Consider the following 12,604-nt stretch of genomic DNA (forward strand, 5'->3'; position numbering starts at 1 on the left):
AATGGGGCGTCAAGGAGTCCTTCCGCAAGTACGTGACGGGCATGGCGCACGGCCGGATCGAGGCGAGGGACGGCGCGCGGCAGGCGGCGGGCAACGGTGTCTTCACCTTCACCGGCGGCACCGGCACGTACAACAGGACCACCCGTGCCGTCGCCACCACCTTCAAGGGCAGCGTCCGCTTCGTCTCCACCGCACACCGCTTCGACATCAAGCTCGCCGATGTGAAGGTCTCCACGAAGGGCCGGACCGGCACCCTCACCGCCGATGTCACCGCGGAGGGCAGGACACGGGGTGATGTGCCGTTCGCCTCGCTGGACCTCTCGGCCGTACGGCCCGGCGGCGGCGCGGGCGGCGCGATGACCTTCGCGAAGATCCCGGCGAAGCTGACGGCGGAGGGGGCGAAAGCCTTCAACGGCATGTACCCCAAGGGCCAGGTGCTCGATGCGGCCACGCTCACCGTGAAGCCGGCGACTTCCGCCGGCCGGCCGTCCCACGGCTCGGACCCGGGACGGACCCGGCCCTCCACACCCGCCCACCGGCCCGCACCGGCCCCCGCCCACCGGCCCGTCGCCAAGTTCCCCCACGCGCCCGCCGCCGGTGCCCCCGCGCCCCGTAACGCCTCCGCCGCCGCGCAGCGGCTCGTCGACGGCCGCCTGGACTGGGGCGTCCGGGAGTCCTTCCGCAAGTACGTCACCGGCCCCATCGGCCGTGGCACGATCGAGACCGCCGACGGGGCCACCGCGTCCGCCGCCGGCTTCGCCTTCCCCAAGGGCCACGGCACCTACGACACCACGGCATCGTCCCTGAACGCGGACTTCGACGGGTCGGTGCGCTTCCGCGCGCACGAGGGCGTCCTGGACATGTCGTTCGCCAACCTGGGCGTGCGGATCAGCGGCACCAAGGGCACGCTGCGGGCGGACGTGTCCGCCAAGTCCCGTACGACGGGGAAGGTCACCGTCACCAAGGACATGGCCGTCGCGGACCTCGCCGTTCCGGCCGGGGCCCTGACCGCCAAGAACGACGTGGTCACCCTCTCCGGCGTGCCGGCGACCCTCACCACCGCCGGAGCCGGGGCGTTCGGCGGCGACTACCGGCCGGGCGAGCGCCTCGACCCGGTCGGCCTCTCCGTGACCCTGACCGACCGGGCCCGGCTCGCCTCCGCCGAAAGCCGTTCGGCCGCCGCTTCCTCGTCGGCGGTCGAGGCGGCCAAGGCGGCACCGGGGGCCGCGACCTTCAGCGGAGGCGGCGGTGCGGGCGGGAGCGCGGGCGGCGGTGCGGGGGCGGACTCACTGGCCGCCACCGGCTCCGCCGCACCCGTCGGCCCGATGGCGGCCTCGGCCGCCGTGCTCCTGGCCGCCGGCGGCGCCGCGACGTACGCCGCCCGCCGCCGTCCCGGCACCGGCGCGTAGGACGCCGTAACGCCGTACGCCTTCGCTGCCGCACCCCGCACCTTCCCCGCCGTACCCGCCCGGTGATGTCGGATGATGTTGAATGCGCAGATGACAGAAGTGCAGATACTCAGGGTGTTCTGCGGGCCCGGCGGCGGGGGCGGCAATGCCCTGGGGGTCGTACGGGACGGCGCGGACGTCCCGGACCCGGCCGCCCGGCAGGCACTCGCCGCCGAACTCGGCTACAGCGAGACGGTGTTCATCGACGACGCGCGGCAGGGCCGGGCCGACATCTACACACCGAGCGTCCGGCTCCCCTTCGCCGGGCACCCACTGGTTGGCACGGCCTGGCTGCTGCGCGACCTCGGCGGCCCGGTGGGCGTGCTGCGCCCGCCGGCGGGCGAGGTGGCCGTGACGTACGACGGGGAGTTCACCTGGGTCCGTGGGCGCGCCGCGTGGGCGTCGGGCCGCCGTACCGAGCAGTACGGCTCGGTGGCCGAGGTGGACGCGCTGCCCGCGCCGCCGCCCGGCGAGGGCTGGCTGTACGCCTGGGCCTGGCAGGACGAGGCCGCCGGAACCGTACGGGCCCGGGCCTTCCCGCGCCGCGGCGACAACATCGTGGAGGACGAGGCGACCGGGGCCGCCGCGCTAGTGCTCACCGGCGAGCTCGGCCGCGCCCTGGACGTCCGCCAGGGGACGGGCTCGCAGATCCTCACCCGGCCGTGCGACGGGGGAATGATCGAGGTCGGCGGCCGGGTCGCCCGGGACGGCGTACGGACCGTGGACGGCCTCCCGGGCTCGTAAGGGGCCACCAACCCGAGAGGACTTCGGCCGGGAACGTCCGGCGGATCATGCGAGCACGCAGGCATACGGGCGCGCAGACATGCATACGGGTATGCGGGCACGCAGGCATACGGGCAGCGTGATCCGCCGGACGTGCGTCGCGGCGCGTCAGCCCACCGGGAACCGGGCGACGTACTCCTCGAACGGCGGGATGCCCACCTCCGCCCGCCGCTCGTCCATCCGCTCGGGCTCCTCGCACGGCCACGGAACCGGCGAACCGTCCTTCACCCCGGCGATCTGGGTGCCGTAGACCTGCGGCCGTCCTTCGTTGACGAGGGTGCGATCGCGCAGGAAGGCCAGGTCGCGTCGGTCGGCCGTACCCGCTGCCACCGCCTGCTCCATCAGGTGAAGTGCCCGCCGCTGCACATCGAGCTGCCGGTCGGCGTGCTGCGCGATCAGCCAAGCGGCCCGCGCCGCGTCCTCGCCGACCAGCTCCGCGGTGGGCCAGCCGTACTCGTCCATGATCTCGCCCAGCCGGTCCGCGTGCCGGGCGGTCAGGCGCCGCCACGCCAACTGCTCGGTGAAGTCCTCGCTGTTCGCCTGAGGTGCGGCTCGGTGATCCGCCGCGGCCATGTCCGTGAGTTCGGCGGCCAGTGCGGCAGTGTCGCGTGCCATTCCTGCTCCAAAAGTCATAAGGGTGCGTGGTGTTGCTCGTACGCAACCCTAAAAGGGCAATTCCCCCCCATAAGATCGTTCTGGAGCAGGGTGACAAGCACGTCCGGACGCTGGGATACTGGATCTACCGCGGAACCGGACCCGGCGTGTGGGATGCCGCGTTCAGGCGCTCAACGGGAACCGCTCGCCCAGCTCGCGGAAGACCGCGGTGTTCAGCGCGAAGGCGTGCCGGCACTCCTCGATCACGCGCTGCTTCTCCAGGTCGTCCAGCGGCAGCGCGTCCAGCAGCGCGCGGTACTCGCGCTTGAAGGCGGCGGGGTTGCCTATGCTCTCGAAGACGTAGAAGCGCACGCCGTCGCCCTTGCGCGCAAAGCCCCAGGTCTTCTCGGCCGTACCGCGGATGATCTGGCCACCCGAGAGATCGCCGAGGTAGCGGGTGTAGTGGTGGGCGACATAGCCGGCCGGCCAGTGGCGGGCGCACTCGGCGATACGGGCGGCGTAGGCGGCCGTGGCGGGCAGCGGCTCCAGATCCGTACGCCAGGAGGGTCCGCCGAGGTGGGCCAGATCCCGCTCCAGCGCGGCGGAGCGGGCCAGCTCCGGTCGGATGAAGGGCCCGGCTACCGGATCGTCGGCCAGCGTGTGGGAGGTGCCCTCCAGGGCGCGGTAGACGAACCAGAGCTGCTCCGTATAGCGCCGGTAGGCCAGGACGCCGAGCCTGCCGCCGAGCATGTCGCTCATGAACGAGGAGTTCTCGGCCTCGGTGTGCTGTTCGTGTGAGGCCGTACGGATGACCGTCGAGAAGGGGAGAGCGGTCTGGGTCGGGCTGGGCGCGTCCAAAGCGGGCCTCCGGGGACCGGGGGAGAGCGTCGGGAACAGATCTCTGCACTTGGGCAACACCTAACTACTTAGGCTTACCTAAGTCAACCTGTTCCCGACGTCCTGTCGGTAAAACAGTACCCCCGTGGCGGTCAGGGAAGCGTGAGGATTTCCGCTCCCGTCTCCGTGACGACCAGGGTGTGCTCGAACTGCGCGGTGCGCTTGCGGTCCTTGGTCACCACCGTCCAGCCGTCCTCCCACATGTCGTAGTCGTACGTCCCCAGCGTCAGCATCGGCTCGATGGTGAACGTCATGCCGGGCTTGATGTCGGTGGTGTGGTGCGGGCTGTCGTAGTGCGGGACGATCAGGCCGGAGTGGAAGGAGGAGTTGATGCCGTGGCCGGTGAAGTCGCGGACGACCCCGTAGCCGAACCGCTTGGCGTAGGACTCGATGACCCGCCCGATGACGTTGATCTGACGTCCCGGCTTGACGGCCTTGATCGCGCGGTTGAGCGCCTCGCGGGTGCGCTCCACCAGCAGCTTGGACTCCTCGTCCACGTCCCCGCACAGGTACGTGGCGTTGTTGTCGCCGTGCACGCCGTGGATGTAGGCGGTGACGTCCAGGTTCACGATGTCGCCGTCCTTCAGGACGGTCGAGTCGGGGATGCCGTGGCAGATGACCTCGTTGACCGAGGAGCACAGGGACTTGGGGAAACCCCGGTAGCCGAGCGTGGAGGGGTAGGCGCCGTGGTCGCACATGAACTCGTGGGCGACCCGGTCCAGTTCGTCCGTGGTCACGCCCGGCGCGATCAGCTTGGCGGCCTCCTCCATCGCCTGGGCCGCGATCCGGCCCGCGATCCGCATCCGCTCGATCGTTTCGGCGTCCTGCACCTCGGGGCCCGAGTAAGGGGTGGGTGCCTCTTTGCCGACGTACTCGGGACGCGGGATCGAGGAGGGGACGGGACGGGTGGGGGAGATGGTCCCCGGGACAAGAAGCGACTGGCCAGACATGCCAGCGAGTGTATCGGCGGCCCGTCGGGCAGGATGGCGGGCACTTGATGGGTACACGGTGCGCACACCGCGGGCGCACGGCGGCACCGCAGACACACACAGGAGGCCACGATGGCGCTGTTCAGGAGGCGTACGGTCGGCAAACCGGGCGAGTGGTACTACTGCCTCAAGCACCGGCGGGTCGAGGAGGGGCCCGAGTGCCGGGCGGCCGACCGCTTCGGCCCGTACGCCACCCGGGAGGAGGCGGCGCACGCGATGGAGACCGCGCGCGAACGCAACGTTGAGTGGGAGACGGACCCGCGCTGGCACGAGAAGGGCGCAGGGGGAGAGCCAGGGACCGAGACAGGGACGGAGACTGAGACGGGCGGGGGACCGGGAGCCGGTACGGGCACCGGGAAGGCGTCCTAGCCGCGTCGGCCGGCCGGGGTGGACCCCGTGCCGGCCGGGCCGGATCGCTCGCGAGGGCTACGCGGCCGAGGGACCGCTCCCCGCCGGGGCCGGGCCCGAGGCGTTCCCGTCCGCGTCCATCCCGTCTGCGCCCGTCCTGTCCCCTCTCGTCCCGTCCTCGCCCGTCTTCTTCGTCCGCAGGGCGCGCACCCGTACCGCGTGCTCGTCGGTCCTGGAGTCGTACGCCATCAGCCTGGGCAGCACCAGCGCCAGCGTGCAGACCGCCCCGAAGCACAGCAGCCCGCCGGCCCACACCGAGGCGCGGACGCCGGTGAGCGCCGCCATGCCGCCGGAGCGGACGTGGCCGAGCTGCGGGCCGGCGGAGTAGGACAGCATCTCGATGCCGGCCAGCCGCCCGCGCAGCTCGTCGGGGATCGTCTGGTTCCAGATGACGGAGCGGAAGATGCCGCTGATCATGTCGCAGGCCCCGGCGACGACCAGGAAGAGCAGCACCAGCCACACGTTCGGCATCCATCCGGCGGCGGCCACGGCCAGGCCCCAGGCCGCCGCCGCCAGGACGACCGCCCGGCCGTGCCGGTGGACCCGCGAAGTCCAGCCGCTGCTCAGCCCACCGACCACGGCGCGGCCAGTTCGTCGGCGAGGAAGGGGAAGATCGCGAGCGGGAAGGCCAGCAGTGTCGCGACGATGTCGATCGCGTACGTGCCCAGGAGTTCCTTGCGGCTCCAGGCGTAGCGCGCGCCTTCCGCGATGCCGCGCAGCGACGGTTTCCCGGCGTCGTGCGAGGCGGGGAAGGGGGAGAGCCGGACCGCGAGCAGTACGGACAGCGCGTACGTCAGGGCGTCGATCGCGTACGCCCAGCGCAGCCCGGCGTAGGCGGTCAGGACGCCCGCCAGCGCCGGTCCCGCGATGGCGCCGACCTGCCAGCGCAGGGAGTTCAGGGCGGCTGCCGCGGCCAACTGGTCGTGCGGGACCAGGCGCGGCACGACCGCGGTCAGCGCCGGCCGCTGGATCCCCGACAGCGCGCTGCTCACCGCCGTGACCACATACAGCGGCCAGACCAGCGGGGACGGCAGCAGGCTGTTGAGCAGCAGGACGACGGAGAGCAGGCCGAGCGCGGCCTCGGTCCACACGATGAGCTTGCGGCGGTCCAGGGCGTCCGCGAGCGCGCCGCCGTACAGACCGAAGACGATCAGCGGGACGAGTTCCACGGCGCCGAGCGCGCCGACCGCGAGCGTCGAGCCGGTCAGCTCCTTGAGCTGGAGCGGGACGGCGACGAAGGTCAGGAAGGTCCCGAAGACGGTGATCGCGCCCGCGCACCATATGAGCCGGAAGTCACGCGAGGAGCGCCAGGGGGCCAGGTCCGGCAGCAGCGCGGCGGTCCGGCGGCGCGGGCGCGCGGAGGGCGCCGGTGTGGACGGCGTGACGGAAGAGGGCGAAGGCGGCGGGGAGTCGGTCACGGGCCACCAGCGTGCGCAATGCCGCGCGCCGCGGCAACGCAATTTCGGGCGACCGGGCGACCGGGCGGCCAGGTGGTGGGGGAGCGCCGCCCGCGTGCGTACGTCGTCCGGGACCGCGCCGGTTCAGTCTTTCCCGCCCCCGGGGAGCGACCGGTACACGCCGTACAGCAGCTCGGCGCCGCCGATGCAGGAGATCACGATGCCCGCCTTGGTCGTCTCGACGATGCCTAGGTCGTGGCCGCCGAAGACCAGCCACATCACCAGTCCTACGGCGAGGACGACCGCTCCCGCGAAGATTTTCCCGGCGGCCGGGCCGGTCTTGGTCACGTTGGACATCAAACATTCCTCCTGTGGGTCGCTGTGCAGGTCAGCCTAGGTGCGGGAGGATCGGCAAATCCTCGCCCGGCAGCACGAGTTCGGGCGGGCGGGCACTACATCCTTCGGCGGACCGGCGGACCGGCGGACCGGCGGACCGGCGGACCGGGGCGCACGGAGAGGCCGGGCCGCACGGCGTGACCCGCCCGGCGCCCGCCCCGTGCGCCGTGCCTTGACGGTGGGTGGGGCGCTCCCTATGGTCGCGAGGACAGAGGACGTCCTACGTCCGGCCGTTGGGGGTCGCCCGTGGCTTACGACAGCTCCGTGCCGTTCCGGGCCGGGACCGAGGGCTACGCGAGCTTCCGCATCCCCGCCGTGATCCGTACGGCCCCCGGCACGCTGCTCGCCTTCGCCGAGGGACGGGTGCGCTCCACCGCCGACTCCGGCGACATCGACATCGTGCTGCGGCGCTCCACGGACGGCGGACGCACCTGGGGGCCGCTGCGCGCCGTCGCCCGCAACGGCAGGGACACGGCGGGCAACCCGGCACCCGTGGCCCTGGGCAGCGGGCGGGTGCTGCTGGTACAGGTCCGCAGCGCCGCCGACGCCACCGAGGAGCGCATCCGGCGCGGGCTGGTCCCGGCGGCCGGCGGGCGGCGGGTGTGGGTGCAGCACAGCGACGACGACGGGGTGGCGTGGAGCGCGCCGCACGAGATCACCAAGGAGGTCAAGCGGCCCGGCTGGCGCTGGTACGCCACCGGCCCCGGGCACGCGCTGCGGCTCACCCGGGGCCCGCACGCCGGACGGGTGGTCGTCCCGGCCAACCACTCCCTCCCCCCGACCGTCCCCGGCGACGACGGCACCGAGGGCCGCTACAACGGCGCCCACGCGCTGCTCAGCGACGACGACGGCCTCACCTGGCGCATCGGCTACACCGACAGCGACCCGGACGGTTACCTCAACCCCAACGAGACCACCGCCGCCGAACTCCCGGACGGCGCCGTCTATCTCAACGCCCGCAACGACTCGGTGGCGCCCGGCCACCGCGCCGACGCCTGCTCGGCACCGGCCGACGGCGCGGAGCGCCTGGTCAAGCCCTTCAGACCGCAGGCGGGACTGGCCGGCCCGGTCGTCCAGGGCAGCGTGCTGCATCTGGGCACACCCGACGCCCTGCTCTTCTCCGGGCCCGCCGACCCCCGCGCCCGCGCGCTGATGACCGTACGGGCCAGCCGGGACCGCGGCCTGACCTGGCGGGACGTGTACCCCTTGAGCGGGCTGCCGGCCGCCTACTGCGACCTCGTACGGATCGATGACGCCGGTGTCGGACTGCTCTACGAGACGGGCGACTTCAGCGCCTACTCGACGATCACCTTCCGCCGCATTCCCGTGGAGGAACTGGTATGAGGACCAGCGAGCCCCGGGCCGGCACCACGGCCGCGGCCCCCGCGGCGACGGCACCGCGCCCCCCGTCCGTACCCCGCGGTGCCGATCGCCGCACCGTCCTGGGCGGTGCTGCCGCCGCCGTCACCGGCCTGGTGCTGGGCGGCTGCGGCGACGGCGACGGCGACGGCGGCGGCCCCGACGGCGGTACGGACACCACGCTGCCGCCCGCCCGCAAGAAGGGCGAGCACATCACGCTGTCCTTCTGGTCGTGGGTGCCGGGCATCGACAAGCCCGTGGACCTGTGGAACAGCGGACACCCCGAGGTACGCGTCGAGGTCGAGAAGGTCTCGGCGGTCAACGGCCAGCAGTACGCGAAGATGCACGCCGCCGTCAAAGCCGGCAACCCGCCCGACCTGGCCCAGATCGAGTTCCCCGTCGTCCCCGGATTCCTGCTCGACAACGGCCTGCTGGACCTGGCCCCGCTCGGCGCCGGCCGCTACAGGAACCGTTTCTTCGGCTGGCAGTGGCAGCAGTCCGTCTTCGGCAAGGGCGTCTACGCCATCCCGCAGGCGTCCGGCCCCATGGGCCTGTTCGTGCGCCAGGACCTCTTCGACAAGTGGGGCATCCGGGTCCCGCGCACCTGGGAGGAGTACGAGGCGGCGGCCGGGGCGGTGCGGCGGCAGGGCGCCTGGATCGAGACCTTCGCCCCCACCAACGGCAACCGCTTCGCCGGCCTGGCCTGGCAGGCGGGCGCCAAGTGGTACACCGCACGGGGCGACACCTGGACCGTCCACATCGACGACGCGCCCACCCGCAAGGTCGCCGACTACTGGGAGGGCCTGGTGCGGCGCAAGCTCGTCAAGACCATCCCGGACCGCCAGAACGCCTGGTACAAGGACATCCAGACCGGCGCCATCCCTGCCTGGGTGGGGGCGAGCTGGGGCGACGCCCTGCTGGCCGGCAACGCGCCGGGGACCAGGGGCAGGTGGCGGGCCGTGCCGCTGCCCCAGTGGGAGCCGGGCGGCGACGCCCACGCCAACTGGGGCGGCTCGACCATCGCCGTCTTCGCCAGGTCCGCCCACCCCAGGGACGCCCTGGACTTCGCGGTCTGGCTCAACACCGACCCCGAGTCGATCAAGCTGCTGATCGAAGGCGGCTACGGGTTCCCCAGCGCCAAGAAGGGCTGGACCGGCTCAGACCTGGACGTCCACAAGGAGTTCTTCGGCGGCCAGGAGTACAGCAAGGTCTTCGCCGCCGCCGGCGCGCACGTCGACACCTCCTGGCGGTGGGGCCCGGGGGTCGACACCCTCTACCAGCGGCTGGGCGACGCCTTCACCGAAGCACTCGCCGACGGCAGCTCCTTCCGCTCGGTGCTCACGAAGGTACAGGCGCAGACCGTCACCGACCTGCGGGGCAAGGGCCTGAAAGTGGAGGCCGGCGGGTGAGGGGGCGCACCCGGCCCGTCCCGCGCACCCCTCCCGCCTCGCACACTCCTGCGGCCCCACGCGCCCGTACCGCCGCACATGCCTGTACCGCCCCACGTACCCGTCCCACCCCGCGCACCCGCCCCACCCCCGCACAGCGCCGTAACGCCCGGGCCGCGGCCGGCTTCCTGCTGCCCTTCCTCTCCCTGTTCCTGCTCTGCTTCCTCGCCCCCATCGGCTACGCCGTCCACCAGAGCCTCTACCGCACCGAGCGCACCGGACCGCTGGGCCTCGGCGGCCGGGAACGGGAGGTCTTCACCGGCCTGTCCCACTACGCCCACGCGCTGGCGGACGACCGCTTCCTGGCCGGCTTCGGCCGGGTGCTGCTCTTCGGCGCCGTACAGATCCCGCTGATGATCACGCTGGCGACGGTCCTGGCGCTGCTCCTGGAAAGCGCCTCCGCCCGCGGCGTCCGCTTCTTCCGCACCGCCTTCTTCCTCCCGTACGGCGTCCCCGGCGTCATCGCCTCGATCCTGTGGGGGTTCCTGTACGTACCCGGCATCAGCCCGCTGGTGCGGATCGCCGACGCGATGGGCTGGGACGTGGACTTCCTCTCCCGCGGCACCGTCCTGTGGTCCATCGCCAACATCGTCCTGTGGCAGTTCACCGGCTACAACATGCTGATCCTGATCTCCCAGCTCAAGGCCGTACCCGACGAGCTGTACGAGGCGGCGCGGATCGACGGCGCGAGCGCCTGGCAGATCGCCCTGCGCGTCAAGATCCCGCTGATCCGGCCCGCACTCGTCCTGACCGCCGTCTTCAGCATCATCGGCACCCTCCAGCTCTTCGCCGAGCCGATGGTGCTGCGCCCGCTCGCCTCCTCCATCGACTCCGGCTTCACCCCCAACCTGCACGCCTACAGCGAGGCGTTCGTGGGCGACAACCAGCACCTGGCGGCGGCCGAGGCGGTGCTGCTCGCACTGGTCGCCTGCGTGCTCTCCTTCGGCTTCCTTCGGCTGGTCGGACGGCGCGGAAGCGACGAGCGATGACCGGGCCGCAGCACCCGTCGCGGCCGTCGCAGCCGCCGCTCGGCCACCGCGTCATCACCGCCTCCCTGCTCACCCTCGCCGCCGTCTACTTCCTGCTCCCCGTCTACTGGCTCCTGGTCTCCGCCACCAAGAACAGCGCCGACCTCTTCGGCACCTTCGGCTTCTGGTTCGCCCACCCCCGCCCGGTGGAGTACCTGCGCCAGGTACTGACGTACGACCACGGCATCTACCTGCGGTGGTTCGCCAACTCCGTGCTGTACGCGGGGGCCGGCGCGCTCGCCGCGACGCTGCTGTCCGCCGCGGCCGGCTACGCGCTGGCCAAGTTCTCCTTCCCCGGGCGGGAGGCGGTCTTCAACCTCGTACTGGCCGGGGTCCTCATCCCCGGCACCGCCCTCGCGCTCCCGCTGTACTTCCTCTTCAGCGGGATGGGGCTGGCCGACACCTACTGGGCGGTGCTCATCCCCAGCGCCGTCAGCCCCTTCGGCGTCTACCTCTGCCGCATCTACGCCACCGCCGCCGTACCGGACGCGCTCCTGGAGGCGGCCCGGATCGACGGCGCGGGCGAGGCACGGATCTTCGCCGGGCTGGGGCTGCGGCTGATGGCCCCGGCCCTGGTCACCGTCTTCCTGTTCCAGTTCGTCCACATCTGGAACAACTACTTCCTGCCGCTGGTGATGCTCTCCGACTCCGGGCTGTATCCCATCCAGTTGGGGCTGACGACCTGGACGGGGTACGCGGACCGGCAGCCCGAGCTGTACCAGTACACGGTCGGCGGCGCCTTCCTGTCCGTACTGCCGCTGATGGTGCTGATGACGGTCCTCCAGCGGTACTGGCGCACCGGTCTGGCCGAGGGCGGCGTCAAGGCGTGAGCGCGCGGGTCCCGTGGAGGTCCCGTGGAGGGCGGGGCGGAGTCCGGGCGTGACAGTATCGCTGTCATGACTACTCCTGACGATGCGCGGCCGGCCGACGCCGCGACGGATGCCGCAGTGACAGACGCTGCCAGGGATGCCGTGACGGATGCCAAGCCCGCGCCCAAGAAGGACCCCTGGGACCTCCCGGACGTCTCCGGCCTCGTGGTCGGCGTCCTGGGCGGTACGGGTGACCAGGGCCGGGGCCTGGCCTACCGGCTCGCCAGGGCCGGCCAGAAGGTGATCATCGGCTCGCGCGCGGCCGAGCGGGCGCAGAGCGCCGCGGCGGAACTGGGCCTGGGGGTCGAGGGCGCCGACAACGCCGAGTGCGCGCGCCGCAGCGACATCGTGATCGTCGCCGTCCCGTGGGAGGGCCACGGCAAGACCCTGGAGTCCCTGCGCCAGGAACTGGCGGGCAAGCTCGTCATCGACTGCGTCAACCCGCTCGGCTTCGACAAGAAGGGCGCCTACGCCCTGAAGCCGCAGGAGGGCAGCGCCGCCGAGCAGGCCGCCGCCCTCCTCCCGGACTCACGGGTCACCGCCGCCTTCCACCACCTGTCCGCGGTCCTCCTCCAGAACCCGGACATCGAGGAGATCGACACCGACGTGATGGTGCTGGGCGAGGCCCGTGCCGACACGGACCTGGTCCAGGCCCTGGCCGCCCGCATCCCCGGAATGCGCGGCGTCTTCGCCGGCCGGCTGCGCAACGCCCACCAGGTCGAGTCACTGGTCGCCAACCTGATCTCGGTCAACCGGCGCTACAAGGCCCACGCGGGCCTGCGGATCACGGACGTCTAGCGGTGCTCCGTCCACGGACGATCGGTGACGGCGATCACTGACATGCGATGACCTCGCAAGGGTGAGGGCCTTTCGAGCCGGTGCGGCGTGCGGCATCCGCACCGGCGCGGTGCGGTGCGATCGGAAAGGCCCTCATACCACAGGAACTGCGGGGCGGCGGCCGGTTCCGTCATCGGCTCCCACGGAGAAC

Annotated in this window: 12 protein-coding genes and 1 pseudogene; 8 read left to right on the forward strand and 5 right to left on the reverse strand. The window is 72.2% G+C overall.

From position 1 onward, the window contains the following. Positions 1-41: 41 nt before the first annotated feature. The gene (locus KGS77_RS26505; protein ID WP_347404592.1) at positions 42-1,409 is read left to right on the forward strand and encodes an HtaA domain-containing protein; all 1,368 of its coding nucleotides are present in this window, start codon (positions 42-44) and stop codon (positions 1,407-1,409) included. 90 nt (positions 1,410-1,499) lie between these two features. Further along, positions 1,500-2,192 carry a PhzF family phenazine biosynthesis protein gene (locus tag KGS77_RS26510; protein WP_242585663.1) on the forward strand — a complete coding sequence of 231 codons (693 nt, stop codon included), beginning with the start codon at positions 1,500-1,502 and terminating at the stop codon, positions 2,190-2,192. A 147-nt stretch (positions 2,193-2,339) separates the two neighbouring features. Here KGS77_RS26510 and KGS77_RS26515 read toward each other — a convergent pair whose 3' ends face one another. The 3 genes from KGS77_RS26515 to map form a co-directional block, all read right to left on the reverse strand. Next, entirely contained in the window at positions 2,340-2,846 is a 507-nt protein-coding gene (locus KGS77_RS26515; protein WP_242585665.1) for a DUF6624 domain-containing protein, read from the reverse strand. 162 nt (positions 2,847-3,008) lie between these two features. Further along, the gene (locus tag KGS77_RS26520) at positions 3,009-3,683 is read right to left on the reverse strand and encodes a biliverdin-producing heme oxygenase (protein WP_242585667.1); all 675 of its coding nucleotides are present in this window, start codon (positions 3,681-3,683) and stop codon (positions 3,009-3,011) included. Positions 3,684-3,814: 131 nt separating this feature from the next. Next, positions 3,815-4,672: a type I methionyl aminopeptidase gene (gene map, locus KGS77_RS26525; protein WP_242585669.1), complete on the reverse strand. Its 858-nt coding sequence runs from the start codon at positions 4,670-4,672 to the stop codon at positions 3,815-3,817. Between the two features lie 111 nt (positions 4,673-4,783). On the opposite strand from map, the gene KGS77_RS26530 reads away from it, so the two are divergent. Beyond that, complete coding sequence (locus KGS77_RS26530; RefSeq protein ID WP_242585670.1) at positions 4,784-5,080, forward strand: hypothetical protein; 297 nt, start codon at positions 4,784-4,786, stop codon at positions 5,078-5,080. A gap of 57 nt (positions 5,081-5,137) precedes the next feature. Here the strand turns inward: KGS77_RS26530 and KGS77_RS26535 are convergent. Together KGS77_RS26535 and KGS77_RS26540 are read right to left on the reverse strand one after the other, a co-directional pair. Further along, positions 5,138-6,450 (reverse strand): annotated as a pseudogene (locus tag KGS77_RS26535) (MFS transporter). 210 nt (positions 6,451-6,660) lie between these two features. After that, on the reverse strand, positions 6,661-6,873 hold the full coding sequence (locus KGS77_RS26540; RefSeq protein WP_242585671.1) for a DUF5708 family protein: 213 nt from the start codon (positions 6,871-6,873) through the stop codon (positions 6,661-6,663). 285 nt (positions 6,874-7,158) lie between these two features. Here KGS77_RS26540 and KGS77_RS26545 point away from each other — a divergent pair, with 285 nt between their 5' ends. From KGS77_RS26545 to npdG, 5 genes are all read left to right on the forward strand, one after another. After that, on the forward strand, positions 7,159-8,256 hold the full coding sequence (locus KGS77_RS26545; RefSeq protein ID WP_242585673.1) for a sialidase family protein: 1,098 nt from the start codon (positions 7,159-7,161) through the stop codon (positions 8,254-8,256). Next, a complete protein-coding gene (locus tag KGS77_RS26550) occupies positions 8,253-9,680 on the forward strand; it encodes an extracellular solute-binding protein (protein WP_242585675.1) in 1,428 nt (475 codons plus the stop codon). Before KGS77_RS26545 ends, KGS77_RS26550 begins: the two co-directional genes overlap by 4 nt. 167 nt (positions 9,681-9,847) lie before the next feature. Continuing rightward, the gene (locus KGS77_RS26555) at positions 9,848-10,708 is read left to right on the forward strand and encodes a sugar ABC transporter permease (protein ID WP_242587700.1); all 861 of its coding nucleotides are present in this window, start codon (positions 9,848-9,850) and stop codon (positions 10,706-10,708) included. Continuing rightward, a complete protein-coding gene (locus KGS77_RS26560; protein WP_242585677.1) occupies positions 10,705-11,577 on the forward strand; it encodes a carbohydrate ABC transporter permease in 873 nt (290 codons plus the stop codon). The genes KGS77_RS26555 and KGS77_RS26560 overlap by 4 nt, the downstream gene beginning before the upstream one ends. 66 nt (positions 11,578-11,643) lie before the next feature. Continuing rightward, positions 11,644-12,414 carry an NADPH-dependent F420 reductase gene (gene npdG / locus KGS77_RS26565; protein WP_242585679.1) on the forward strand — a complete coding sequence of 257 codons (771 nt, stop codon included), beginning with the start codon at positions 11,644-11,646 and terminating at the stop codon, positions 12,412-12,414. Positions 12,415-12,604: the final 190 nt, after the last annotated feature.

Source organism: Streptomyces sp. MST-110588 (assembly GCF_022695595.1).
In the GTDB taxonomy this organism is placed as follows: Bacteria; Actinomycetota; Actinomycetes; order Streptomycetales; family Streptomycetaceae; genus Streptomyces.

Excerpts from the sequence above, each read along its gene's own strand:
- KGS77_RS26550 (WP_242585675.1), top strand. The coding sequence starts at position 8,253 with ATGAGGACCAGCGAGCCCCGGGCCGGCACCACGGCCGCGGCCCCCGCG.
- map (WP_242585669.1), bottom strand. The coding sequence starts at position 4,672 with ATGTCTGGCCAGTCGCTTCTTGTCCCGGGGACCATCTCCCCCACCCGT.
- KGS77_RS26560 (WP_242585677.1), top strand. The coding sequence starts at position 10,705 with ATGACCGGGCCGCAGCACCCGTCGCGGCCGTCGCAGCCGCCGCTCGGC.
- KGS77_RS26530 (WP_242585670.1), top strand. The coding sequence starts at position 4,784 with ATGGCGCTGTTCAGGAGGCGTACGGTCGGCAAACCGGGCGAGTGGTAC.
- KGS77_RS26540 (WP_242585671.1), bottom strand. The coding sequence starts at position 6,873 with ATGTCCAACGTGACCAAGACCGGCCCGGCCGCCGGGAAAATCTTCGCG.
- npdG (WP_242585679.1), top strand. The coding sequence starts at position 11,644 with ATGACTACTCCTGACGATGCGCGGCCGGCCGACGCCGCGACGGATGCC.
- KGS77_RS26515 (WP_242585665.1), bottom strand. The coding sequence starts at position 2,846 with ATGGCACGCGACACTGCCGCACTGGCCGCCGAACTCACGGACATGGCC.
- KGS77_RS26510 (WP_242585663.1), top strand. The coding sequence starts at position 1,500 with ATGACAGAAGTGCAGATACTCAGGGTGTTCTGCGGGCCCGGCGGCGGG.
- KGS77_RS26505 (WP_347404592.1), top strand. The coding sequence starts at position 42 with ATGGCGCACGGCCGGATCGAGGCGAGGGACGGCGCGCGGCAGGCGGCG.